This window comes from Enterobacter cloacae complex sp. SHL020 (genome assembly GCF_049236945.1).
GTDB classification, from domain to species: domain Bacteria; phylum Pseudomonadota; class Gammaproteobacteria; order Enterobacterales; family Enterobacteriaceae; genus Enterobacter; species Enterobacter dykesii.
The window spans coordinates 451,795-476,529 of sequence record NZ_JBMKJF010000002.1 but is presented as its reverse complement, the minus strand read 5'-3'; the positions used below and the strand labels follow the sequence as shown (position 1 = coordinate 476,529).

Sequence of the window (24,735 nt, the reverse complement as noted above, 5' to 3'; positions counted from 1 at the left end):
CTTATTTCCCCATCCGCTGGCGGCTGAGCCGCGCCAGCCATTCAGACACCATCAGCGATACCAGCGCCAGCACAATTGAAATTATGCATAGACGCGCCGCCGCGCCTTCTCCGCCCGGCGTTTGAATCAAGGTATACATGGCCGACGGAATCGTTCGCGTCTCGCCGGGAATGTTCGACACAAAGGTGATCGTCGCGCCAAACTCGCCCAGCGAGCGGGCGAAGGCGAGCACCGTCCCGACAATAATGCCAGGCAGCGTTAGCGGGAGCGTGATGGTGAAAAAGACACGCCAGCGCCCGGCGCCCAGCGTGCGCGCCGCCTGTTCGAGCTTCATGTCCACGCCTTCCAGCGCGAGGCGTATCGCTCTGACCATCAGCGGGAATGACATCACTGCGGCCGCCAGTACCGCACCTCGCCAGCTAAATGCAAACGTCAGCCCAAACCAGTCGTAGAGCTTCTCGCCGATAAAACCGCGTCGCCCCATCGAAATCAGCAGCAGGTAACCGACCACCACGGGTGGCAAAACGAGCGGAAGATGAAGCACGCTGTCGAGCAGCGTTTTGCCGGGAAACTGACAGCGAACCAGTAACCAGGCAAAGAAGATCCCAAAGGGCAAACTCAGCGCAACCGCCAGGGAAGAGACTTTAAGGCTCAGCAGAACAGCCTGCCATTCAGGATCGGTCAATATCATCAGTGAGTCGTAAATCCGTAACGTTTAAAGATTGCGGACGCTTCCGGCCCCTTCAGATAATCGCGGAAGGCCGTCACGGCCGCATTTTTATGTCCATCAACAATCGCAACAGGATATTCCACTTTCTTGTGGGAGTCTTCCGGGAACGTTGCGACCACTTTTACCCCTTTACTGGCAACGGCATCAGAGCCATACACAATGCCCAGCGGGGCTTCGTTCCGCTCTACCAACGCCAGCGCGCCGCGCACGTCTTCCGCCGGGGCCAGCTTCGGCGACAATGTCTCCCATGCACCCAGCTTTTGCAGCGCTTCTTTGGCATAAATCCCGGCCGGAACGTGCTCCGGGTCGCCCACCGCCAGACGGCCACCGTTCAGCAGGCTCGTCCAGTGGGTCTCTTTGTTGATGGTGATGTCCGCCTGCGCGCTGGCTTTTGGCGCCACCACAACCAGGCTATTCCCCAGCAGCGTTTCGCGGGTTGTCGCATCAATTGATTTCTTCTCCGCCGCGTAATCCATCCACTTCTGGTCAGCCGAGATGAACAGATCCGCCGGTGCGCCCGCTTCTATCTGGCGAGCCAGCGTAGAGGAAGAGGCAAATGAGGAGACCACCTCGACGTTTTTCTCTTTTTTATACGCCGCCGCGATATCCTGCAGCGCGTTGGTCAGCGAGGCCGCGGCAAAGACCGTGATTTTACCCTCGTCCGCCAGCGCATGGCCGGTAAGTGAAAGCGTCAGCGTTGCCCCTGCGAAAAGGCGTACCCATTTACGTGCCATTTGTAACTCCTGTGAGTAGCGTTATATACATCTTAATATAACGGCAACGTCAGGGAGATCCCAGCGTTTAATCGTACCGCTGAAGGGGTAAACTTAAATAATATCGGCGAAAACGGGGAAATCTTGAGAGCAAAACGCCCGGACTGGCCGGGCGTTTTGTGGGGAATCAATGCTGCTTTTTAGCCTGGTCTTTGTGACCAATGTTCGAAAAGACGTTGAACACTTCACCCAGGCCGTAGATGGCACCGAGGATGATGGCCATCACTACTGGTACCATGATCACGGCGAATACCAGACTTTTCAACAACTCTAACATGGTTTTCTCCAGATATTGTGAATGGCTCATTCTACCTTGAAAAGTGAGAAAAACATCCCCTTTTGTGCGGTACCCTTTGCGCCCCGCACCATTTGGGTCACAATGCTCTTTTTGCCAGGACACTGTTATGCAGGCCGAAATTCTCCTCACTTTACGACTTCAGCAAAAACTTTTCGCCGATCCGCGACGTATCGCCCTGCTTAAACAAATAGAACAAACGGGCTCAATTAGCCAGGGGGCGAAAAACGCGGGCATCAGCTACAAAAGCGCCTGGGACGCCATCAACGAAATGAACACCCTGAGCGAACAACCGCTGGTGGACAGAGCCACAGGCGGCAAAGGCGGCGGCGGTGCGATCGTGACGCGTTATGGCCAGCGCCTTATTCAGCTTTACGATCTGCTGGCCCAGATCCAGCAAAAGGCGTTTGATGCGTTGAGCGACGACGATAACGTTCCGCTGGACAGCTTGCTGGCCGCCATTTCCCGCTTCTCGTTACAAACCAGCGCCCGTAACCAGTGGTTTGGAACGGTGACGGCGCGCGACAACCTTCAGGTACAGCAGCATATTGAGATCCTGCTTGCCGATGGCACCACCCGTCTGAAAGCCGCCATAACGGCGCAGAGCGCAGAGCGCCTTGAGCTGGATGAAGGTAAAGAGGTGCTGGTGCTGCTGAAAGCGCCGTGGGTCAATATCACGCGCGATCCCGACGCCGCAAAGGCGGCCGATAACCAGCTCCAGGGCGCCATTAGCCATATCGAACGCGGCCAGGCGCAGTGCGAAGTGCTGATGACTCTGGCTGACGGGCAACCGCTTTGCGCGACGATACCGCTTAGCGAAGCGGACAGTTTAGAAGAAGGTACTGTCGTCACCGCGTATTTCAACGCGGACCGGGTCATTATCGCCACATTGTGTTGAGCGCATTGACAATCGCGCCGACAGTGCGTATCCCTGATATCTGGTGCTGCAAAAACAGGGATAAATCATGTCATCATTGCATATTTCGCAAGGCACGTTTCGTCTTAGCGATACCCGAACGCTGACGATTGCTGATTTGACGATACGCGCGGGTGAAAGCTGGGCGTTTGTCGGCACTAACGGCAGCGGTAAATCCGCGCTGGCCCGCGCGCTGGCCGGCGAGCTCCCCCTCCTCAAGGGCGAATACCAGAGGGACTTTACTCGCCTGACGCGCCTGTCATTTGAACAACTGCAAAAGCTGGTAAGCGACGAGTGGCAGCGCAACAACACCGATTTACTCAGCCCTGGTGAAGAAGATACCGGCCGTACGACGGCGGAAATTATTCAGGATGAGGTGAAAGATCCCGCCCGCTGTCTGCGTCTGGCAGAACGGTTCGGTATCACCGCCCTGCTGAACCGACGCTTTAAATACCTTTCTACCGGCGAGACGCGAAAAACGCTGCTTTGCCAGGCGCTGATGAGCGAGCCCGAGCTGCTTATCCTTGACGAGCCGTTTGACGGCCTTGACGTGCAGTCCCGTGCGCAGCTGGCGGCCCTGCTGGAGTCGCTTAATCAGCAGGGATATACCCTCGTGCTGGTGCTTAACCGCTTCGATGAAATTCCGGACTTTATCCAGCACGCAGGCGTACTGGCTGACTGTAACCTGACCGAGACCGGTGAAAAAACAGCGCTGCTCAAGCAGGCGCTCATTGCCCAGCTCGCGCACAGTGAACAACTTGACGGAATTACCCTTCCGGAACCTGACGCCCCTTCGGCCCGCCATGCGCTCGATCCCCACCAGCCGCGCATCGTGCTGCGGGACGGGACCGTCTCTTATGACGATCGCCCGATCCTTAACCGTCTTAGCTGGACGGTCAATCCCGGCGAACACTGGCAGATTGTCGGCCCTAACGGCGCGGGAAAATCCACGTTGCTGAGCCTGATTACCGGCGATCATTCGCAGGGCTACAGCAACGATCTGACGCTGTTTGGTCGGCGTCGCGGCAGCGGAGAAACCATCTGGGATATTAAAAAGCATATCGGCTACGTCAGCAGCAGCCTGCATCTGGACTATCGGGTCAGTACCACGGTACGCAACGTGATCCTTTCCGGGTATTTTGATTCCATCGGCATTTATCAGGCTGTGTCGGACAAACAGCACAAGCTGGCCCAGCAGTGGCTGGATATCCTGGGCATGGACAACTGGGTCGCTGACGCGCCGTTTCATAGTCTGTCGTGGGGGCAGCAGCGCCTGGCCCTGATCGTTCGCGCGCTGGTGAAACACCCTACGCTTCTGATCCTCGACGAACCACTGCAGGGACTCGATCCGCTGAATCGACAGCTTATCCGCCGCTTTGTGGACGTGCTGATTAGCGAAGGTGAAACGCAGCTGCTGTTCGTTTCACATCATGCCGAAGATGCCCCCGCCTGCATCACGCATCGGCTGGAGTTTGTGCCGGACGGTGAGGGCTATCGCTACCTTCTCAGCAACGTCGATTAACCGTGGAGGGCTCTGCCCTCCTCTTTTTCAGATAACTTGCATCAATACATCGCTATCTCTTTGATCTAGAATGCTCGGATTCATTGTAAAAGCGAGTGTGAAAACGAGTGTAAACGATTCCACTATTTTATCCCATGTCACACTTTTCGCGTCTCTGTTATGCTATGGTTATTACATACCATAAGCCCAATGGAGCGAAATATGCGAGTTCTGGTAACAGGTGGTAGCGGTTACATAGGTAGTCATACCTGCGTGCAACTGCTGCAAAACGGTCACGACGTCATCATCCTCGACAACCTGTGCAACAGTAAGCGCAGCGTGCTGCCGGTGATTGAACGCCTTGGCGGTAAACAACCGACTTTCGTGGAAGGCGACATCCGCAACGAAGCGCTGATGACCGAGATCCTTCACGACCACGCCATCGAAGCGGTGATCCACTTCGCGGGTCTGAAAGCGGTCGGTGAATCCGTTGCGAAGCCGCTCGAGTATTACGACAACAACGTCAACGGTACCCTGCGTCTCATCTCCGCCATGCGCGCGGCCAACGTCAAAAACTTCATTTTTAGCTCCTCCGCCACCGTTTACGGCGATCAGCCCAAAATCCCTTACGTTGAAAGCTTCCCGACCGGTACGCCGCAAAGCCCGTACGGCAAAAGCAAGCTGATGGTGGAGCAGATCCTGACCGACCTGCAAAAAGCGCAGCCGGAGTGGAGCATCGCGCTGCTGCGCTACTTCAACCCGGTCGGCGCGCATCCGTCCGGCGACATGGGTGAAGATCCGCAGGGCATCCCGAACAACCTGATGCCGTATATCGCCCAGGTTGCCGTGGGTCGCCGCGACTCGCTGGCGATTTTTGGCAATGACTATCCGACCGAAGACGGCACCGGCGTGCGCGACTACATCCACGTGATGGATTTGGCCGACGGTCACGTTGCGGCTATGCAGCAGCTGGCCAACAAACCGGGTGTGCATATTTACAACCTCGGCGCCGGGGTCGGCAGCAGCGTGCTGGACGTGGTTAACGCCTTCAGCAAAGCCTGCGGTAAGCCGGTGAACTACCACTTCGCTCCGCGTCGTGATGGCGACCTGCCTGCTTACTGGGCCGATGCCACCAAAGCCGACAAAGAGCTCAACTGGCGTGTGACGCGCACGCTTGATGAAATGGCACAGGATACCTGGCACTGGCAGTCACGCCACCCGCAAGGCTATCCGGACTAAGGATCCGTCATGACGCAATTTAATCCCGTCGATCATCCGCATCGTCGTTTTAACCCGTTAAGCGGGCAATGGATTTTGGTCTCCCCGCATCGCGCCAAGCGCCCCTGGCAGGGGGCTCAGGAGACGCCTGCAAAACAGACGCTGCCACAGCATGACCCGGACTGCTTCCTCTGTCCGGGCAATACGCGCGTCACCGGGGACAAAAACCCTGACTACAAAGGCACCTTCGTGTTCACCAACGATTTTGCCGCCCTGATGACCGACACGCCGGACGCGCCGGAAAGCCACGATCCGCTGATGCGCTGCGAAAGCGCGCGCGGAACCAGTCGCGTGATCTGCTTCTCGCCGGATCACAGCAAAACGCTGCCCGAGCTGAGCGTGGACGCGCTGAAAGAGGTCGTCAGCACCTGGCAGGCGCAAACCGCAGAGCTGGGGCAGAGCTATCCGTGGGTGCAGGTGTTCGAAAACAAAGGCGCGGCCATGGGCTGCTCAAACCCGCACCCGCACGGCCAGATCTGGGCGAACAGCTTCCTGCCTAACGAAGCCGAGCGTGAAGACCGTCTGCAGAAAGCGTATTTCGCGGAAAACGGTTCGCCGATGCTGGTGGACTATACCCAGCGTGAGCTGGCCGACGGCAGCCGCACCGTGGTGGAAACCGAACACTGGCTGGCCGTGGTCCCTTACTGGGCCGCCTGGCCGTTTGAAACGCTGCTGCTGCCGAAAGCACACGTGCAGCGCATCACCGATCTCAGCGACGCGCAGCGCGACGACCTTGCCCTGGCGCTGAAAAAGCTCACCAGCCGTTACGACAACCTGTTCCAGTGCTCCTTCCCGTACTCCATGGGCTGGCACGGCGCCCCGTTTAACGGCGAAGAGAATCAACACTGGCAGCTGCACGCCCATTTCTATCCGCCGCTGCTGCGCTCTGCAACGGTGCGTAAATTTATGGTGGGCTATGAAATGCTGGCGGAAACCCAGCGTGACCTGACGGCGGAACAGGCGGCAGAACGTCTGCGTGCCGTTAGCGACGTCCACTATCGCGAATCAGGAGTCTAAAAAAATGAGTCTGAAAGATAAAACCCAATCCCTGTTTGCTGAGAAATTTGGCTACCCTGCCACCCACGTTATCCAGGCGCCAGGCCGCGTTAACCTGATCGGTGAACACACCGACTATAACGACGGTTTCGTGCTGCCGTGCGCCATCGATTACCAGACCGTCATCAGCTGCGCGAAGCGCGACGACCGCCAGGTTCGCGTGATTGCGGCGGATTACGGTAATGAGACGGACGCATTTTCCCTCGATGCCCCGATTGTGACGCACGACAGCCAGCAGTGGTCTAACTACGTGCGCGGCGTGGTGAAACACCTTCAGAAGCGCAACAAGAACTTTGGCGGCGCCGATTTAGTTATCAGCGGCAACGTGCCGCAGGGTGCGGGCTTAAGCTCCTCTGCGTCTCTGGAAGTCGCCGTGGGCACCGTGTTCCAGCAGCTTTATCATCTGCCGCTGGACGGCGCGCAAATCGCCCTGAATGGTCAGGAAGCAGAAAACCAGTTCGTGGGCTGTAACTGCGGCATTATGGACCAGCTGATCTCCGCGCTCGGCAAAAAAGAGCATGCCCTGTTAATTGATTGCCGCTCGCTGGGTACCAAAGCCGTTCCCCTGCCAAAAGGCGCGGCTGTCGTCATCATTAACAGCAACTTTAAGCGCACGCTGGTGGGCAGCGAATACAACACCCGCCGCCAGCAATGCGAAACCGGCGCCCGCTTCTTCCAGCAGCCTGCCCTGCGCGACGTGACGCTCAATGAATTTAACAAAGTGGCACACGAGCTGGATCCGGTCGTCGCCAAACGCGTTCGTCACGTGCTGACGGAAAATGCCCGTACCGTTGAAGCCGCGTCCGCGCTGGCGAAAGGCGATCTGAAACGCATGGGTGAGCTGATGGCGGAATCTCACGCCTCCATGCGCGATGATTTTGAAATCACCGTTCCGCAGATCGACACCCTGGTGGACATCGTTAAAGCCACCATCGGCGACAAAGGCGGCGTGCGCATGACGGGCGGCGGCTTTGGCGGCTGTATCGTTGCGCTGGTGCCTGAAGAGCTGGTTCCTGCCGTACAGGACGCCGTGGCGAAGCAGTACGAAGCAAAAACGGGTATCAAAGAAACCTTCTATGTTTGCAAAGCATCACAAGGAGCCGGACAGTGCTAAACGAAACACCTACCCTTGCACCGGATGGTCTGCCGTATCGCCTGTTAACCCTGCGCAACAGCGCGGGGATGGTCGTTACGGTGATGGACTGGGGGGCAACCCTTCTTTCTGCCCGCGTACCGATGCCGGACGGCAGCGTACGCGAGACTCTGCTCGGCTGCGCCTCGCCTGAGCAGTACGTCAATCAGTCCGCCTATCTGGGCGCGTCCGTTGGGCGCTATGCTAACCGCATCGCGAAGAGCCGCTTTGAGCTCGACGGCGTGCAGTACACCCTGCTTCCAAGCCAGGGTGAGAACCAGCTACACGGCGGACCGGACGGGTTTGATAAACGCCGCTGGAAGATTGTTCGTCAAAACGATGGCGAAGTGCTGTTCTCGCTGGATTCGCCTGATGGCGACCAGGGCTTCCCGGGGAACCTTGTCGCGTCCGCGCGCTTTACGCTGACCGACGACAACCGTATCGCCATCGAATACCGTGCGACGGTCGACAAGCCGTGTCCGGTCAACCTGACCAATCACGCGTATTTCAACCTGGACGGTAGCCAGTGCGACGTGCGTAACCATAAGCTGCAGATCCTGGCGGATGCGTATCTGCCGGTTGACGAGATGGGCATTCCGTATCAGGGCCTCAAAGACGTGAGCGGCACCAGCTTTGACTTCCGCAGCGCGAAGTCCATCGCCCAGGATTTCATGAGCGATGACGATCAGCGCAAGGTGAAAGGCTACGACCACGCTTTCCTGCTGCAGGCCAAAGGCGATGTGAAACAGCCTGCCGCACAGGTCTGGTCTGCGGATGAGAAACTGCAGATGACGGTTTATACCACTGCCCCTGCCCTGCAGTTTTACTCAGGCAACTACCTCGGCGGCACCACGGCGCGCGAACACGATGAGTACAGCGACTGGCAAGGCCTGGCGCTGGAGAGCGAGTTCCTGCCGGACAGCCCGAACCATCCTGAATGGCCACAGCCGGACTGCGTGCTGCGCCCGGGTGAAGAGTACGTGAGCGTGACGGAATATCATTTTATTCCACATTAATATCCAGCCCTCCCTCCGGAGGGCTTTTTTCTGCTCGCCTTGCTGAAAATAGCGCCGATCGCAGACAAAATCATAACCCTGGATTCACAAGCATCTTACACTCAGAGACTATTTTCGCTATGGTTAGGGTTAAGCGTTGCTGCTGGCACGGCCACGGCAATATAATGAGAATTGTTATCATTCTAAAAATGCTTGAGGAGTAAGAGATGGCTATTACTAAGCTGGTCCTGGTGCGTCACGGCGAAAGCCAGTGGAACAACGAAAACCGCTTTACCGGTTGGTACGACGTTGATCTGTCTGAGAAAGGCGTAAGCGAAGCAAAAGCAGCAGGTAAACTGCTGAAGGAAGAAGGCTTCAGCTTTGATTTTGCTTACACCTCTGTGCTGAAACGTGCCATCCACACCCTGTGGAACGTGCTGGACGAACTGGATCAGGCCTGGCTGCCGGTTGAGAAGTCCTGGAAACTGAACGAACGTCACTACGGTGCGCTGCAGGGCCTGAACAAAGCGGAAACCGCTGAGAAATATGGCGACGAGCAGGTTAAACAGTGGCGTCGCGGCTTCGCAATCACCCCGCCAGAGCTGACCAAAGATGACGAGCGCTACCCGGGCCACGATCCGCGTTACGCGAAGCTGACCGACGCTGAGCTGCCAACCACCGAAAGCCTGGCGCTGACCATCGACCGCGTTGTGCCTTACTGGAACGAAACCATTCTGCCACGCCTGAAAAGCGGCGAGCGCGTGATCATCGCCGCACACGGTAACTCCCTGCGTGCGCTGGTGAAATACCTGGACAACATGGGTGAAGACGAAATCCTCGAACTGAACATCCCAACTGGCGTACCGCTGGTGTATGAGTTCGACGAAAACTTCAAGCCAATCAAACACTACTATCTGGGTAACGCAGAAGAGATCGCGGCGAAAGCTGCGGCTGTCGCGAACCAGGGTAAAGCGAAGTAATTTTCGCCAGATATAAAAAAAGCGCGGAGCCTTCCGCGCTTTTTATTTGTGCCTGAGAATTCAGCCGCGACGCGCTTTTACCGCATTCGCCAGCTGACGCAGTATAGCATCGGTATCGTCCCAGCCAATGCAGGCATCGGTGATGCTTTTGCCATACACCAGCGGCTCGCTGCCTTCCAGGTTCTGGTTACCTTCAACCAGATGGCTTTCGATCATTACCCCAATCACCGCCTTCTCACCGCCGGCAATCTGCTGGCAGACGTCTACCCCCACTTCCATCTGCTTTTTAAACTGCTTGCTGGAGTTGGCATGGCTGAAATCGATCATCACCTGCGGTGGCAGCCCGGCTTTTTCCAACCCGACCTTCACTTCTGCCACGTGTTTCGCGCTGTAGTTCGGCTCTTTGCCGCCGCGCAGAATGATATGGCAGTCACCGTTCCCGCTGGTGTTAACGATAGCGGAATGGCCCCATTTTGTTACAGACAGGAAGCAGTGCGGCGCACCCGCTGCGTTGATGGCGTCGATAGCCACCTTAATGGTGCCGTCAGTGCCGTTTTTGAAACCCACCGGGCAAGAAAGACCGGAAGCCAGCTCACGATGAACCTGAGATTCAGTCGTGCGGGCACCAATTGCGCCCCAGCTCATCAGGTCTGCCAGGTATTGTGGCGTAATCATGTCCAGAAATTCACCGGCAGCAGGCAGGCCGCTGTCGTTGATCTCCAGCAGCAGCTTGCGCGCAATGCGCAGGCCGTCGTTGATCTGGAAGCTGTTATCCATATGCGGATCGTTAATCAGCCCTTTCCAGCCCACGGTGGTGCGCGGTTTTTCAAAATAAACGCGCATTACGATTTCCAGCTCATCCTTCAGCTCTTCACGGAGGGTGAGCAGACGGGCTGCGTACTCTTTCGCAGCTGCAGGATCGTGAATGGAGCACGGACCAATCACCACCAGAAGACGATCGTCATTACCTTTCAGGATCTTATGGATCGCTTTACGAGCATGAGAAACCGTGTTTGCGGCATTTTCAGTGGCGGGGAATTTCTCAAGGAGCGCTACAGGAGGTAATAACTCATTGATCTCTTTGATACGTAAATCGTCGTTCTGATAATTCATCTTCGTTCCAGCTCTGCCATATCTTTAGTAATGAAAGCAATCCTTTCAATCTATCTTGTCGACCAGGAAGTGTAAACACGGTTTTACACTTCACGCAGATAATTCCTGGAATTAGCCTAAAAATCGCCACAAAATAGCGAAAAACGAGATCTAACCTAAGCTTTTTAACTGTAACAACCAATTTTACACGCTTAAACGCGATTCCCTACTGGCGTAAGTCCGTAAGGCGGAATCTTTCGCCTCTGAAAAAGATGCACTGTTGGAGAATGTTATCCAGCGTAACGACAAGAACAGGAGCAGCATGATGAAAATGACAAAACTGGCAACCCTCTTCCTGACCGCCACACTCACTCTGGCCAGCGGCAGCGTCCTGGCCGCGGAAACGGGCACATCAGACAGCAACGGCGATGCGAATGCCGCTGCGGCAGCAGGCCAGCCCGCACCTGATGCGAAACAGAATATCGCCCCGAATAATGTCGACAACAGCCAGATCAATACCGGTAATACCAACACCGGCGGCACCATGCTGCATCCCAACGGCAGCGGTTCCGACACCATGAATCATGACAATATGAGTTCGGATGAGGTTCATAAGAACTCAATGTGTAAGGACGGCAAATGCCCTGACCCCAATGACAAAGTAGGAAACGACGCGAATACCAAAACCGATGGCACCACCCAGTAATGGGGATGTTCGGTAAGAAAAAGGAGAGCTCTGGCTCTCCTTTCTTTTTGGAGTAACCTATTAAAAACGCTACACTAAAAACAATAACACATCAGGAAAGCAGACATGGCGCACTCCCATTCCCACTCACCCTCTCCCGGCAACGACAACGCTAAACGACTGATGCTGGCCTTTGGCGTTACCGCAACGTTTATGATTATCGAGGTCATTGGCGGCCTGATTTCCGGCTCTCTGGCGCTACTGGCTGACGCCGGACATATGCTGACCGATGCCGCAGCGCTGCTCTTCGCCCTGCTGGCGGTACAGTTTGCGCGTCGTCCTCCCAATGCGCGCCATACCTTCGGCTGGCTGAGGCTGACAACCCTCGCCGCGTTTGTAAACGCCATTGCGCTGGTGGTCATTACCGTTCTCATCGTCTGGGAGGCCGTACAGCGCTTCAGACACCCGCAGCCGATCGCCGGGGTAACCATGATGGTGATTGCCGTGGCGGGGCTGCTGGCGAATATCCTGGCCTTCTGGATTTTGCACCGCGGCAGCGGGGAAAAGAACCTCAACGTACGCGCTGCGGCTCTGCATGTTCTGGGTGATTTGCTCGGCTCAGTCGGGGCGATTGTCGCCGCGCTGGTGATCCTCTACACCGGCTGGACGCCTGTCGATCCTATTCTGTCCGTGCTGGTGTCGTGTCTGGTCTTGCGCAGCGCCTGGCGGCTGCTGAAGGAGAGCGTGAATGAACTGCTTGAAGGGGCACCGGCATCGATGGATATCGACGAGCTGAAGCGCAACCTGCGCCGTTCAGTCCCGGAAGTCCGCAACGTTCATCACGTTCACGTCTGGCTGGTGGGGGAAAAACCGGTCATGACGCTGCACGTCCAGGTTATCCCGCCTCACGACCACGATGCGCTGCTTGAACGCATCCAGCATTTTCTTGAACATCACTACGAAATTGGCCACGTCACCATCCAGATGGAGTATCAGCCCTGTAACGGGCCGGACTGCCACCTTAACGAGGCGCAGTCCGGACATTCACATCAGCATCACCACTAGCTGGAAAGCGCGTGAGAACCTCGCTCACGCGCGCTCTTAATCCACATCCGGCTGCCGTTCAGCGCGATGAAGGTCAGCAGCAGATATTCCAGCGACATCGCATAGACGCCCTGCAAGGCGAAGATCGCCACGCTGATCACGTTGATGATGACCCACAGCAGCCAGTTCTCAACGTATTTACGGGTCATCAGAATCATCGCCGCAATCGACAGCACCATCATGCAGGAATCCCAGAACGGGAAAGCATCCGGCTGGAGCTCGGGCATCGTCACGTTCAGGCCGAAACCTGACATGACCGAAACGGCAACGCGGGTCAGGAACGCAAACACCGGGTTGATATAGACGGTCATTAAGCCAATGGCGACCAGACAGGCGACAAACCAGGCGATGGCTTTCGGCAAGGGCAGCCAGCGGATCTGCAGCTCTGCCTCCTGCTGGCTGTTCTGACGCGACCACGCGTACCAGCCGTAAATATTGGCTGCAAAGAAGAACAGCTGCAAAAGCAGACTGGCGTACAGCTGGATCTGGAAGAATATAATCGCAAACAGCGTAACGTTAATCAGCCCGAACGCGTAGTTGCTGATCTTCTCCAGGCTTGCCAGCCAGATACAGAGTAATCCCGCCAGCGTGCCAACGGCCTCAATCCATGACAGGTCATAGCCACCTGCACCAATCGGTATATGAACCAGAATGTTCTGCGTGCTAAAAAAATCCATCTTTTCCCCGGGGCGTTTTGAATTAAGTACGTAGTGTAGCCGCAAAATCCAGCATGCGGTTAAGCGGAATTAACGCACCTTCACGCAGGGCGGCATCCACATGGATTTCATGTGCTGCACCGCCCGTCTCGAGCCCTTCGGCAATGGCCTTCAGGCCGTTCATCGCCATCCACGGGCAATGCGCACAGCTACGGCACGTTGCGCCCTCACCCGCCGTTGGCGCTTCAAGAAGCTCTTTCTCCGGCACGGCCTGCTGCATCTTGTAGAAGATACCGCGATCGGTCGCCACGATGAGCTGCTTGTGAGACAACGTCCTGGCCGCGTTGATAAGCTGGCTGGTTGAGCCCACGGCGTCCGCCATGTCGACAATCGACTGCGGTGATTCAGGGTGAACAAGAATAGCGGCGTCAGGATAAAGTGCCTTCATGCGCGCCAGCGCCTGGGTTTTGAATTCGTCGTGCACAATGCAGGCGCCCTGCCAGCAGAGAACGTCAGCCCCCGTCTGCTTCTGGACATAATTTCCAAGATGGCGGTCAGGCGCCCAGATAATTTTCTCACCCAGGCTATCCAGATGTTCAATCAGCTCAACGGCGATGCTGGAGGTGACAACCCAGTCTGCCCGCGCTTTTACCGCCGCAGAGGTGTTGGCGTAAACCACCACGGTCCGGTCAGGGTGGGCGTCGCAGAAGGCCGTGAACTCGTCAATCGGGCAGCCGAGATCCAGTGAACACTCCGCGTTAAGCGTAGGCATCAGAACGGTTTTTTCCGGGCTCAGGATTTTTGCCGTTTCGCCCATAAAACGCACTCCAGCAACCAGCAGCGTGGAAGCAGGATGTTTTGCACCGAAGCGTGCCATCTCCAGTGAGTCAGAAATACAGCCCCCGGTCTCTTCCGCCAGCTGCTGAATTTCCGGGTCGGTGTAGTAATGGGCCACCATCACCGCATCTCGTTCTTTGAGAAGACGTTTGATCTTCTCACGGTAGAACTGCTTTTCGTCCTGGCTCAGCGGGACAGGCTTTGGCGGAAACGGATAGATTGCGGCTTCAGGATCAAACATCACGCTCATTATGGCTTCTCGTTTTATTGGCTTAACAATATTGCCTTTCTTTTGCCTGACATAGCAAAACGCGTGGCAATTGTGTTTTGTATACTAAACAAGATAGCGAATCTGGAGTGAAAAGTCACCGGGAATAGATGTGCGGAGCATTTGTTGTATCGCAGATAGCAAAAAAGCGCCTTTAGGGCGCTTTTTAACACTGGTGGGTCGTGCAGGATTCGAACCTGCGACCAATTGATTAAAAGTCAACTGCTCTACCAACTGAGCTAACGACCCCTTGCGGGATGTACTTCAAATTTATTCAGGCTGGTGGGTCGTGCAGGATTCGAACCTGCGACCAATTGATTAAAAGTCAACTGCTCTACCAACTGAGCTAACGACCCTTTTGGGTGTTGCCTGAATTATCACTCGGAACCAATAAAATTGGTGGGTCGTGCAGGATTCGAACCTGCGACCAATTGATTAAAAGTCAACTGCTCTACCAACTGAGCTAACGACCCCTTGCGGGATGTACTTCAAATTTATTCAGGCTGGTGGGTCGTGCAGGATTCGAACCTGCGACCAATTGATTAAAAGTCAACTGCTCTACCAACTGAGCTAACGACCCGAGTGGTGGGTGATGACGGGCTCGAACCGCCGACCCCCTCCGTGTAAAGGAGATGCTCTACCAACTGAGCTAATCACCCACTCTGTACTGCCGGAACTGCTTTAAGTGGTGGGTCGTGCAGGATTCGAACCTGCGACCAATTGATTAAAAGTCAACTGCTCTACCAACTGAGCTAACGACCCACTTTTACGCTGTTTTCACGTTGTTTGATATCCCGTGGCAACGGCGGCATATATTACTGATTTAAGAATTCAGCGCAACAAAAATTTCGATGAAGATCACTTAACTGCTTACGAATCATGCTGCACGACCAGAAATAACGCGATTTCTGGTCATGCGATAATCATCCCATCGAATTCAGACGTTTTTGCGCCTGCTTAGCACCTTCGGTACCCGGGAATTTGGAGACTACCTGCTGGTAAACCGCTTTAGCTTTCGCAGTGTCGCCTTTGTCCTGCATGATGACGCCCACTTTGTACATCGCATCAGGCGCTTTTGGCGATTTCGGGTAGTTTTTTACCACGGAGGCAAAATAAAACGCCGCATCGTCCTTTTTACCCTTGTTGTAATTCAGCTGACCGAGCCAGTAATTCGCATTTGGCTGATAAGTGGAATCAGGGTATTTCTTAACAAAGTTCTGAAACGCAGCAAGCGCGTCATCCTGACGAGATTGATCCTGCACCAGGGCAATGGCCGCGTTGTAGTCCGTATTCGCGTCACCGCTCTGTACAGGCGCACCTGTTGAAGCAGAAGCATCCGCAGCCGGAGCTGATGTCGCCGCACCGGTCTGATCGCCCGCGGCTGGCTGTGCTTGTGCTGCTGCACCACCGCTGCTCAGGCTATCCATCTGCAGCAAAATCTGCTTCTGACGTTCCACAACCTGGTTCAACTGATACTGGCTTTCCTGAATCTGGCCGCGGAGAGAGTCAATATCGTTTTGGTTATCGGAAAGTTGTTGCTGGAGTTGGGTTAAAAGCTGGCTGTGAGCGTTAGAAATACGCTCGAGTTGAGTGACCCGGTCTTCTACCGAGCCTGAGCCGACACTACTGATTGGTGCCTGAGCAAAAGCGGCCCAGGGGGCCGCTATTCCAACCAGTAACGACAGACTCAACAGATGATGTCTGAAGTTACTGCTCATGCAATTCTCTTAGTAAACCAGTACGGCACGACGGTTTTTGGAGTAAGCCGCTTCGTCGTGACCAAGTACTGCAGGTTTTTCTTTACCGTAAGAAACGATGGAGATCTGGTCAGCAGAAACGCCTTTACCCTGCAGGTACATTTTAACAGCGTTAGCACGACGTTCACCCAGGGAGATGTTGTACTCTGGAGTACCACGTTCGTCCGCGTGACCTTCTACGGTGACTTTGTAAGATGGGTTGCTACGCAGGAAGTTAGCGTGAGCATCCAGCATCGCAGCGAAGTCAGAACGGATGTCGTATTTATCCAGATCGAAGTAAACGATGTTGTTCTGCTGCAGCTGCTGCATCTGAAGACGCGCTTGCTCTTCAGAAGACATGTTGCCATTGCCGTTCGCGTCCATACCGGTGCCGGCACCCATCATGCCTTCGCCGCTCTGGTCATTGCTGGCGTTCTTGTTAGAAGAACACGCTGCGATTGCCATTACAGGCAGAGCGATCATCAGCCCCTTCAGCACTTTGTTCAGTTGCATTTCTATGATTCCTTTAGTAATCAATTAATTATTATTTACAGATACGGCGACCAGGCAGGTGATTTTACCTGTCCATCAGTTGCCGGAATACGCGCTTTGAAACGCCCATCTGTAGAAACCAGATTCAGCACAGATCCCATCCCCTGAGAAGAGCTGTAGATTACCATCGTGCCGTTAGGTGCCAGACTTGGCGTTTCATCCAGGAACGTTGACGACAGAACTTGAACGCCACCCGCTACCAGATCTTGTTTGGCAATGTGCTGCTGCCCACCGTTGGAGCTCACCATTACCATAAATTTACCGTCGCTGCTCACGTCTGCGTTCTGGTTCTGCGAACCTTCCCAGGTAATACGCTGCGGAGCACCGCCGCTGATGTTGACTTTGTAAATTTGTGGACGGCCAGCCTGGTCAGAGGTAAACGCCAGGTTTTGACTGTCCGGGAACCATGAAGGTTCGGTGTTGTTGCTGCGACCGTCGGTCACCTGACGAATCTGGCCAGAGCCAATGTCCATCACGTACAGGTTCAGGCTACCGGTTTTTGACAGCGCAAACGCCAGTTTGGACCCGTCCGGAGAGAAGGAAGGCGCACCGTTGTGACGTGGGAAAGAGGCCACCTGACGAACAGCACCGTTTGCCAGCGTCTGGATAACCAGCGCTGAACGGCCGCTTTCGAAGGTTACATAGGCCAGTTTAGAACCGTCCGGAGACCAGGCTGGAGACATCAGCGGCTGAGAAGAACGTTTCACCAGGAACTGGTTGTAGCCGTCGTAGTCAGATACGCGCAGCTCATACGGGAACTGACCACCGTTGGTCTGTACCACATAAGCAATACGGGTACGGAACGCCCCTTTAATGCCGGTCAGTTTTTCAAATACCGCATCGCTGGCAGCGTGTGCCGCGTAGCGCAGGTACTGCTTAGTGACCTTGTAAGAGTTCTGTGCCAGAACGGTACCCGGTGCACCGCCGGTATCCACCAGCTGCCAGGCCACGTTGTAAGAGCCGTCCGGGTTAGGCGTAACCTGACCCACAACCACGGCATCAATACCCAGTGCAGACCATGCTGCAGGCTGTACTTCCTGCGCGCTGCCCGGCTGCTGCGGCAGACGAGAACGATCTAACGGGTTGAATTTACCGCTGTTACGCAGGTCAGCCGCCACGATGCCACCGGCATCTTCAGGTGCAGCGCCAGGACCGGCCCACTGGAACGGAACAACACCGATTGGGCGTGCCGAGTCCACCCCCTGGGTGATCTCGATACGTACTTCTGCGTGCAGTACTGCTGCCCACAGCATTAAAAAACTAAATGCTACACGTAATGCCTGCTTCATCATATCTCCCTTATCCGGGTAACCTTACCCACGATAATTTAGCAGAATGTTAACAAACTCAAATAGACAAAACTACCAGAACCCTGTGACTAAACCTGGTCTATTTTTCCCCGTTTGCACGGGGAAAATGTAACTTAAGGTTTGAAGTCCAGCGGCGCATTTTTGAAGACTTCGTAAACTGCCTGAGACGGCGGTTTAGGCATCTTCGCCTGACGCGCTGCAGCCAGTGCCGCAGTACATAAAGCCGGGTCGCCACCTTCAGACTTAATATCCAGCAGCATGCCGTCCGGAGCCAGTTTTATACGCAACGTACACGTTTTACCGGTATAGGAAGACGCATCATAGAATCGGCTTTCAATAGCGGATTTAATCTGCGCGGCATAACCGTTGATTTCAGCCCCTGTCGCACCGTTACTCTTAGTGTTACCACTTCCCGTCGGCGCTGCGTTGTTTCCTTTCGCCCCACCGCCCGTTTTCGGTGCATTCTTACCTGAGCTCAAATCGCCCAGCAGATCGTCAACCCCTGCGGCGGCGGCAGCTTTTTCAGCAGCAGCGGCCTTTTTGGCAGCCGCTTTATCAGCAGCAGCTTTCTTATCGGCAGCGGCCTTCTCAGCTGCAGCTTTCTTATCGGCAGCAGCCTTCTCAGCAGCAGCTTTCTTATCGGCAGCAGCCTTCTCAGCAGCAGCTTTTTTATCGGCGGCGGCTTTTTCAGCGGCGGCAGCTTTTTCTGCAGCCGCTTTCTCAGCAGCAGCCGCTTTCTTCGCGGCCTCAGCAGCAGCTTTCTTCTCTGCTTCCTGAGCGGCTTTTTTCGCGGCTTCCGCTTCGGCTTTCTTCGCGGCTTCCGCTTCAGCTTTCTTCTGGGCATCAGCCGCGGCTTTCTTCGCCGCTTCTGCTTCAGCTTTCTTCTGAGCATCAGCAGCGGCTTTCTTCGCCGCTTCTGCCGCTAATTTTGCCTGGGCATCAGCCTGTGCTTTCGCGTCCGCTGCGGCTTTTGCTGCCGCCTCTTCCGCCTGCTTTTGCTGTTCCTGTGCTTTCTTCGCGGCCTCTTCGGCTTGTTTCTGCTGCTGAGCCTGCTCTTTCGCGGCTTCCTGCGCCTGCAAACGCTCTTTCTCAAGCTGCTTCAGACGCTCCTGCTCGGCGGCCTGCTTTTCACGCAGTTCTTCCGCCTGCTGTTGCGCCTGTTTTTCACGCTGCTCTTCAGCCCGTTTGGCACTCGCCTTCTGCTGCTGTTCGCGATTATAGTTCTGTACTACCGCACCGGGATCCACCATCACGGCGTCAATGGAAGACCCTCCACCGCCGCCGGCTGATGCATCAATATGCTCGTCGAACGAACTCCAGATCAGCGCTGCAAAGAGAATCACGTGCAGCACTGCGGAGACGATTATCGCTCGCTTAAGCTTGTCGTTCTGTTCGGTTGCCTTTGACACTATCGGTTCCCAAAAACTACGCGGATGATCAAATAGGTTGGGTCATTAAGCCAACTGACTTAACACCCGCACTATGTAGCAAGTTCAGCGCTTTAATAATTTCATCGTAGGGTACGTCTTTCGCGCCACCGATTAAGAAGACCGTTTTCGGATTTGACTCCAGACGACGCTGCGCTTCAGCAATAACCTGCTCAGGCGGCAGCTGATCCATACGATCTTTCTCTACCACGACGCTGTATTGCCCTACGCCGGAAACCTCAATGATAACCGGAGGATCGTCATTGGTGCTCACCGCCTGTGATTCTGTCGCATCCGGTAGATCCACTTCCACGCTCTGGGTAATGATTGGCGCTGTCGCCATGAAGATCAGCAGCAGTACCAGCAGGACGTCCAGCAGTGGAACGATATTGATTTCGGACTTGAGCTCGCGACGACCTCGTCCACGCGATCTGGCCATGGTTTACCCCTTGTTGCTCTCGGTGCTGGTAAACGCCTGACGGTGCAGAATCGCAGTGAACTCTTCCATAAAGTTGTCGTAGTTCAGTTCCAGTTTGTTCACGCGCTGGTTCAGACGGTTGTAAGCCATAACCGCAGGAATTGCCGCAAACAGACCGATAGCGGTCGCAATCAGTGCTTCAGCGATACCCGGTGCAACCATCTGCAACGTCGCCTGCTTCACCGCGCCCAGCGCGATAAAGGCGTGCATGATCCCCCACACGGTACCAAACAGGCCGATATACGGGCTGATGGAGCCGACAGTGCCGAGGAATGGAATATGGGTTTCGAGATTTTCCAGCTCACGGTTCATAGAGATACGCATCGCACGCGAGGCACCTTCTACAACCGCTTCCGGCGCATGATTGTTTGCACGATGCAGACGAGCAAACTCTTTGAAACCGCTATAAAAAATTTGCTCGGAGCCTGTAAGGTTTTCACGGCGTCCCTGGCTTTCCTGATACAGACGAGAAAGCTCAATACCCGACCAGAACTTATCTTCAAATGCTTCAGCTTCACGGCCAGCGGCATTGAGGATACGCGTTCTCTGGATGATGATGGCCCAGGATGCGATTGAAAAACCAATCAAAATCAACATGATAAGTTTAACCAGAAGGCTTGCCTTCAGGAACAAATCAAGGATATTCATGTCAGTCACTGCTTAAACTCCGCGACAATAGACTTAGGAAGCGCACGAGGCTTCATTATGGTTGGATCAACACAAACAATCAGCACTTCAGCTGAGTTCAGTACAGTATTCTCTGCGTTGACTATCCGCTGCGTGAAAACCAGTGAGGTCCCGCGCATTGATGTAATTTCAGTTTGGACTTCGAGCATATCGTCGAGTCTGGCAGGCGCAAAATACTCAAGCGTCATCTTGCGTACCACGAAGGCAACTCGCTCAGCCAACAGCACCTGTTGACTAAAGTGATGATGGCGCAGCATCTCTGTGCGTGCCCGTTCATAAAAAGCAACGTAGCTGGCGTGGTAAACCACACCACCGGCATCGGTATCTTCGTAATAGACACGAACCGGCCATCGAAACAGCGTTGTATTCACTTTACATCCCGGTAATGCAACAAAAGTTAAAGCTTTTAAACTTCGCTACTATACGCGCGGGAAAGAGGGTTGGGAATGGGGGAAAGTAAACGGAGAGTAAATTTTTATGGGCTCGGGTAAGCCCATAACGTTAACGGACATTTCTTATTCAGAAGAAGAAGAAAATCAAACCGGCGAGAAGCACCAGATCGGCAATCAGCGGGCAAAAAATTCCCTGCCAGTGAACGGCTTTCGGACGAAAGCCCACGCCGTGGATCACACCTGCACACACCGCCCACATAATGAGGAAGCCGTGCCAGATTTCAAGCTCGCTGGTTTTCGCTGCAAAGCGCGAAGGGTCCCAGAAGATACAACCTGCCAGCAGTAATGCCATCACTAAAGAAAGCGCCCGTAACGGGCGCTTATCCATTACCGCATATAACGTTGCGATAATATTCATCAGTGTTTTTCTTCACCCGCTTTGGTCGCTTCGACGTGCTCAAGCGCCAGGGCAGTGATGACACCAAATGCACAGGCAAGAAGCGTCCCTAAAATCCATGCGAAATACCACATATTCAGCTCCTTACTTAGTACATAGAGTGGGTGTTGCTTTCGATATGTTCTTTCGTGATACGACCGAACATTTTCCAGTAACACCAGGTGGTGTAGAGCAGGATAATCGGTACGAACACGCAAGCAACATACGTCATCAGGTTCAGCGTCAGCTGGCTGGACGTGGCATCCCACATGGTCAGGCTAGCATTCAGCATGGTGCTGGATGGCATGACGAATGGGAACATCGCAATACCCGCCGTCAGGATAATGCATGCCAGGGTCAGCGAAGAGAACACGAACGCCAGCGCGCCTTTCTCCAGACGAGACGTCAACACGGTCAGCAGCGGCAGCAATACGCCCAGAGCCGGGATCGCCCACAGCGCAGGGGTGTTATTGAAGTTCACCAGCCATGCGCCAGCCTGACGCGCCACTTCTTTGGTCAGCGGGTTAGACGGTGCCGAGTGGTTAATTGCAGAGGTCACCACATAACCATCAATGCCGTACACTACCCACACACCGGCCAGTGCGAAGCAGACCAGCGTCACCAGCGCAGCGACCTGAGCCGTCGCGCGAGAACGCAGGTGCAGTTCACCAACCGTACGCATCTGCAGATAGGTTGCGCCCTGGGTGATGATCATCGCCACGCTCACCACACCGGCCAGCAGACCAAACGGATTCAGCAGCTGGAAGAAGTTACCGGTGTAGTAAAGACGCATATATTCGTCCAGGTGGAACGGTACGCCCTGAAGCAGGTTACCGAACGCCACGCCGATCACCAGCGGCGGAACGAAGCTACCGATAAAGATGCCCCAGTCCCACATGTTGCGCCAGCGGGTGTCTTCAATCTTGGAACGGTAGTCGAAACCAACCGGACGGAAGAATAAAGAGGCCAGCACCAGAATCATCGCCACGTAAAAGCCGGAGAACGCAGCCGCGTAGACCATCGGCCAGGCAGCGAACAGCGCGCCGCCAGCGGTGATCAGCCACACCTGGTTACCGTCCCAGTGAGGGGCGATGGAGTTGATCATGATTCGACGCTCGGTGTCATTACGACCGAGGAAACGGGTGAGCATCCCCACCCCCATGTCGAAACCATCCGTGACGGCAAAACCGATCAGCAGAACGCCAACCAGCAGCCACCAGATAAAACGCAATACTTCATAATCGATCATTTGATGACTCCTGTCTTAGCGTGCCGGCTGAGTAGTCGCGGTGGACTGCTCGTAGTGATAGCGACCGGTTTTCAGGCTGCTTGGGCCAAGGCGCGCGAACTTGAACATCAGGAACAGTTCAGCCACCAGGAACAGGGTGTACAGACCACAAATCAGCAGCATGGAGAAGATCAGGTCGCCCGCTGTCAGGGACGAGTTCGCTACCGCCGTTGGCAGTACCTCACCAATCGCCCATGGCTGACGGCCGTACTCCGCAACAAACCAGCCGGACTCAATTGCGATCCACGGCAGTGGAATACCGTACAGCGCGGTGCGCAGCAGCCATTTTTTCTCGCCGATGCGGTTGCGAATCACGGACCAGAAGGACGCCGCAATGATCAGCAGCATGATGATGCCGCAGCCCACCATGATACGGAATGCGAAGTACAGAGGCGCAACGCGTGGAATCGAGTCTTTGGTTGCCATCTGGATCTGCGCTTCCGTCGCATCAGAAACGTTCGGGGTATAACGCTTCAGCAGCAGGCCATAACCCAGATCTTTCTTCACGTCGTTAAACTGGTCGCGGACGGTCTGGTCGGTAGAACCGGCACGCAGCTGTTCCAGCAGCGAGTAGGCTTTCATACCGTTACGGATACGCTCTTCGTGCTGAACCATCAGCTCTTTCAGGCCTGTCACCTGCTTATCAACAGAACGGGTGGCGATGATACCCAGCGCATAAGGGATTTGAATAGCGAAGCGGTTTTCCTGCGCATCCTGATCGGGAATACCGAACAGCGTAAAGGCAGCAGGTGCCGGCTGGGTTTCCCATTCGGCCTCGATTGCAGCCAGTTTGGTTTTCTGCACGTCACCCATTTCGTAACCGGATTCATCACCCAGAACGATAACAGAGAGGATTGCAGCCATACCGAAGCTTGCAGCGATAGCAAAGGAGCGCTTAGCAAACGCGAAGTCACGACCGCGCAGCATGTAGTAGGAGCTGATACCCAGTACGAACATTGCGCCGCACACGTAGCCAGATGCTACGGTGTGAACGAATTTAACCTGCGCAACCGGGTTCAGGACCAGCTCGGCAAAGCTGACCATCTCCATACGCATGGTTTCGAAGTTGAAATCAGACGCGATTGGGTTCTGCATCCAGCCGTTCGCCACCAGGATCCACAGCGCGGACAGGTTCGAACCTAATGCCACCAGCCAGGTTACCGCCATATGCTGGACTTTACCCAGACGGTCCCAACCGAAGAAGAACAGACCTACAAAGGTGGATTCGAGGAAGAATGCCATCAGACCTTCAATGGCCAGCGGCGCACCGAAGATATCCCCTACATAGTGGGAATAGTAAGACCAGTTAGTCCCGAACTGGAACTCCATGGTCAAACCGGTTGCCACGCCCAGTGCGAAGTTGATACCAAACAACTTGCCCCAGAACTTGGTCATATCTTTATAAATCTGTTTGCCGGAGAGAACGTATACCGTTTCCATAATGGCCAGCAGGAACGCCATACCGAGCGTCAGCGGCACAAACAGGAAGTGGTACATCGCGGTCAAGGCAAACTGTAAGCGCGACAGTTCGACTATATCTAACATCATGACTCCTTGCTCATCGCATGAAGACTCCGAGAGTGAACCCCGTCAGAGAGAGATCCACACGCATGCCCCAATACAAATTATTCGCATCCTTGTCGTCGTTATTACCCTGAAAGAGGATAAAAACGATGACGTGAGGTTACAAATACGTTAATAAAAAACTCAAATTGATCCCGCAAATATAATACGCTGCAAAACCCTTACAATAAACAGGTTTTTATTGAATCACATTTACGTTTTTCGACGGCGATCAATTTATAGCAAAATTACCACTTTTCGGCCATTTTGATCGGGGACAATTTACCGCCTTTTGATGGGTTTTTCCAAGGATTAAACATTGATTTAAATCAAAAACGATCATCAATGTTAACCATGTTTGATTGTGGTGAGAATGGTAAAAACCATGTTAATGATATGTGCATGCAAAGATGAGATTAGTTATCGAAGACGGGAAAAAATATAAACAGAAGTGATTTTAATTAACGCGAAAGAAAGCAATTTATCCACGAGGGACTAACATTAAAGCGTAGTCGGGCCAGGTTATTTTTCCATTGCGTTTATGCAACCCTTCGAAATTACATTTGAT

At 54.5% G+C, this 24,735-nt stretch carries 26 protein-coding genes and 6 tRNA genes; 9 read left to right on the top strand and 23 right to left on the bottom strand.

Annotated features, from left to right (window positions below):
• Position 1: 1 nt before the first annotated feature.
• From modB to ACOTZB_RS07375, 3 genes are all read right to left on the bottom strand, one after another.
• Positions 2–691: a molybdate ABC transporter permease subunit gene (gene modB / locus ACOTZB_RS07385; RefSeq protein ID WP_421626799.1), complete on the bottom strand. Its 690-nt coding sequence runs from the start codon at positions 689–691 to the stop codon at positions 2–4.
• On the bottom strand, positions 691–1,464 hold the full coding sequence (gene modA / locus ACOTZB_RS07380; RefSeq protein ID WP_193804808.1) for a molybdate ABC transporter substrate-binding protein: 774 nt from the start codon (positions 1,462–1,464) through the stop codon (positions 691–693). The genes modB and modA overlap by 1 nt, the downstream gene beginning before the upstream one ends.
• A gap of 166 nt (positions 1,465–1,630) precedes the next feature.
• On the bottom strand, positions 1,631–1,780 hold the full coding sequence (locus ACOTZB_RS07375; RefSeq protein ID WP_023310811.1) for an AcrZ family multidrug efflux pump-associated protein: 150 nt from the start codon (positions 1,778–1,780) through the stop codon (positions 1,631–1,633).
• 127 nt (positions 1,781–1,907) lie between these two features.
• Here ACOTZB_RS07375 and modE point away from each other — a divergent pair, with 127 nt between their 5' ends.
• The 7 genes from modE to gpmA all read left to right on the top strand — a co-directional run bounded on the left by modE (position 1,908) and on the right by gpmA (position 9,656).
• The gene (gene modE / locus ACOTZB_RS07370; RefSeq protein ID WP_421626798.1) at positions 1,908–2,696 is read left to right on the top strand and encodes a molybdenum-dependent transcriptional regulator; all 789 of its coding nucleotides are present in this window, start codon (positions 1,908–1,910) and stop codon (positions 2,694–2,696) included.
• Between the two features lie 67 nt (positions 2,697–2,763).
• Complete coding sequence (gene modF / locus ACOTZB_RS07365) at positions 2,764–4,236, top strand: molybdate ABC transporter ATP-binding protein ModF (protein WP_421626797.1); 1,473 nt, start codon at positions 2,764–2,766, stop codon at positions 4,234–4,236.
• 201 nt (positions 4,237–4,437) lie between these two features.
• Positions 4,438–5,454: a UDP-glucose 4-epimerase GalE gene (gene galE, locus ACOTZB_RS07360; RefSeq protein ID WP_023334950.1), complete on the top strand. Its 1,017-nt coding sequence runs from the start codon at positions 4,438–4,440 to the stop codon at positions 5,452–5,454.
• Between the two features lie 9 nt (positions 5,455–5,463).
• The gene (galT, locus tag ACOTZB_RS07355; RefSeq protein WP_063440600.1) at positions 5,464–6,510 is read left to right on the top strand and encodes a galactose-1-phosphate uridylyltransferase; all 1,047 of its coding nucleotides are present in this window, start codon (positions 5,464–5,466) and stop codon (positions 6,508–6,510) included.
• Positions 6,511–6,514: 4 nt separating this feature from the next.
• Positions 6,515–7,663 (top strand): galactokinase, encoded by a 1,149-nt coding sequence (gene galK / locus ACOTZB_RS07350; RefSeq protein WP_047173436.1) that lies wholly within the window; start codon positions 6,515–6,517, stop codon positions 7,661–7,663.
• Entirely contained in the window at positions 7,657–8,697 is a 1,041-nt protein-coding gene (gene galM / locus ACOTZB_RS07345; RefSeq protein ID WP_234651335.1) for a galactose-1-epimerase, read from the top strand. Before galK ends, galM begins: the two co-directional genes overlap by 7 nt.
• A 206-nt stretch (positions 8,698–8,903) precedes the next feature.
• Positions 8,904–9,656: a 2,3-diphosphoglycerate-dependent phosphoglycerate mutase gene (gene gpmA, locus ACOTZB_RS07340; RefSeq protein WP_023310804.1), complete on the top strand. Its 753-nt coding sequence runs from the start codon at positions 8,904–8,906 to the stop codon at positions 9,654–9,656.
• A 60-nt stretch (positions 9,657–9,716) separates the two neighbouring features.
• Here gpmA and aroG read toward each other — a convergent pair whose 3' ends face one another.
• The gene (aroG, locus tag ACOTZB_RS07335; protein WP_421626796.1) at positions 9,717–10,769 is read right to left on the bottom strand and encodes a 3-deoxy-7-phosphoheptulonate synthase AroG; all 1,053 of its coding nucleotides are present in this window, start codon (positions 10,767–10,769) and stop codon (positions 9,717–9,719) included.
• 304 nt (positions 10,770–11,073) lie between these two features.
• Between aroG and ACOTZB_RS07330 the strand changes: the two genes are divergently transcribed.
• Complete coding sequence (locus ACOTZB_RS07330) at positions 11,074–11,454, top strand: protein YbgS (RefSeq protein WP_047650607.1); 381 nt, start codon at positions 11,074–11,076, stop codon at positions 11,452–11,454.
• A gap of 105 nt (positions 11,455–11,559) precedes the next feature.
• Positions 11,560–12,498: a CDF family zinc transporter ZitB gene (zitB, locus tag ACOTZB_RS07325; protein WP_421626794.1), complete on the top strand. Its 939-nt coding sequence runs from the start codon at positions 11,560–11,562 to the stop codon at positions 12,496–12,498.
• Here the strand turns inward: zitB and pnuC are convergent.
• From pnuC to cydA, 19 genes are all read right to left on the bottom strand, one after another.
• Positions 12,495–13,214: a nicotinamide riboside transporter PnuC gene (gene pnuC, locus ACOTZB_RS07320; RefSeq protein WP_039261332.1), complete on the bottom strand. Its 720-nt coding sequence runs from the start codon at positions 13,212–13,214 to the stop codon at positions 12,495–12,497. The two genes, zitB and pnuC, sit on opposite strands and share 4 nt — an antisense overlap.
• A 22-nt stretch (positions 13,215–13,236) precedes the next feature.
• Positions 13,237–14,280 carry a quinolinate synthase NadA gene (gene nadA / locus ACOTZB_RS07315; protein ID WP_421626793.1) on the bottom strand — a complete coding sequence of 348 codons (1,044 nt, stop codon included), beginning with the start codon at positions 14,278–14,280 and terminating at the stop codon, positions 13,237–13,239.
• 191 nt (positions 14,281–14,471) lie between these two features.
• A tRNA-Lys gene (locus ACOTZB_RS07310) sits at positions 14,472–14,547 on the bottom strand.
• Positions 14,548–14,578: 31 nt separating this feature from the next.
• A tRNA-Lys gene (locus ACOTZB_RS07305) sits at positions 14,579–14,654 on the bottom strand.
• 41 nt (positions 14,655–14,695) lie between these two features.
• Positions 14,696–14,771: transfer RNA gene (locus ACOTZB_RS07300), tRNA-Lys, on the bottom strand.
• A 31-nt stretch (positions 14,772–14,802) separates the two neighbouring features.
• Positions 14,803–14,878 (bottom strand) — tRNA-Lys (locus ACOTZB_RS07295).
• A 3-nt stretch (positions 14,879–14,881) separates the two neighbouring features.
• Positions 14,882–14,957 (bottom strand) — tRNA-Val (locus ACOTZB_RS07290).
• A 27-nt stretch (positions 14,958–14,984) separates the two neighbouring features.
• Positions 14,985–15,060: transfer RNA gene (locus ACOTZB_RS07285), tRNA-Lys, on the bottom strand.
• Between the two features lie 161 nt (positions 15,061–15,221).
• Positions 15,222–16,016, bottom strand: coding sequence for a cell division protein CpoB (cpoB, locus tag ACOTZB_RS07280; protein ID WP_023310799.1), 795 nt, complete (start codon positions 16,014–16,016; stop codon positions 15,222–15,224).
• Between the two features lie 9 nt (positions 16,017–16,025).
• Positions 16,026–16,547: a peptidoglycan-associated lipoprotein Pal gene (gene pal, locus ACOTZB_RS07275; protein WP_003858578.1), complete on the bottom strand. Its 522-nt coding sequence runs from the start codon at positions 16,545–16,547 to the stop codon at positions 16,026–16,028.
• A gap of 35 nt (positions 16,548–16,582) precedes the next feature.
• Positions 16,583–17,875, bottom strand: coding sequence for a Tol-Pal system beta propeller repeat protein TolB (gene tolB, locus ACOTZB_RS07270; RefSeq protein WP_421626940.1), 1,293 nt, complete (start codon positions 17,873–17,875; stop codon positions 16,583–16,585).
• A gap of 134 nt (positions 17,876–18,009) precedes the next feature.
• On the bottom strand, positions 18,010–19,305 hold the full coding sequence (gene tolA / locus ACOTZB_RS07265) for a cell envelope integrity protein TolA (protein ID WP_421626792.1): 1,296 nt from the start codon (positions 19,303–19,305) through the stop codon (positions 18,010–18,012).
• A 28-nt stretch (positions 19,306–19,333) separates the two neighbouring features.
• Positions 19,334–19,762, bottom strand: a complete 429-nt coding sequence (gene tolR / locus ACOTZB_RS07260) for a colicin uptake protein TolR (RefSeq protein WP_003858589.1) — start codon at positions 19,760–19,762, stop codon at positions 19,334–19,336.
• A 3-nt stretch (positions 19,763–19,765) separates the two neighbouring features.
• Complete coding sequence (gene tolQ / locus ACOTZB_RS07255) at positions 19,766–20,458, bottom strand: Tol-Pal system protein TolQ (RefSeq protein WP_008501101.1); 693 nt, start codon at positions 20,456–20,458, stop codon at positions 19,766–19,768.
• Positions 20,455–20,859: a tol-pal system-associated acyl-CoA thioesterase gene (ybgC, locus tag ACOTZB_RS07250; RefSeq protein ID WP_003858593.1), complete on the bottom strand. Its 405-nt coding sequence runs from the start codon at positions 20,857–20,859 to the stop codon at positions 20,455–20,457. Before ybgC ends, tolQ begins: the two co-directional genes overlap by 4 nt.
• A gap of 148 nt (positions 20,860–21,007) precedes the next feature.
• Positions 21,008–21,298, bottom strand: coding sequence for a cyd operon protein YbgE (gene ybgE / locus ACOTZB_RS07245; RefSeq protein ID WP_010428735.1), 291 nt, complete (start codon positions 21,296–21,298; stop codon positions 21,008–21,010).
• Positions 21,298–21,411, bottom strand: a complete 114-nt coding sequence (gene cydX / locus ACOTZB_RS07240) for a cytochrome bd-I oxidase subunit CydX (RefSeq protein ID WP_003858598.1) — start codon at positions 21,409–21,411, stop codon at positions 21,298–21,300. Before cydX ends, ybgE begins: the two co-directional genes overlap by 1 nt.
• A gap of 14 nt (positions 21,412–21,425) precedes the next feature.
• Positions 21,426–22,565 (bottom strand): cytochrome d ubiquinol oxidase subunit II, encoded by a 1,140-nt coding sequence (cydB, locus tag ACOTZB_RS07235; protein ID WP_047061368.1) that lies wholly within the window; start codon positions 22,563–22,565, stop codon positions 21,426–21,428.
• 15 nt (positions 22,566–22,580) lie between these two features.
• Positions 22,581–24,149: a cytochrome ubiquinol oxidase subunit I gene (cydA, locus tag ACOTZB_RS07230; protein ID WP_032638923.1), complete on the bottom strand. Its 1,569-nt coding sequence runs from the start codon at positions 24,147–24,149 to the stop codon at positions 22,581–22,583.
• Positions 24,150–24,735 lie beyond the last annotated feature (586 nt).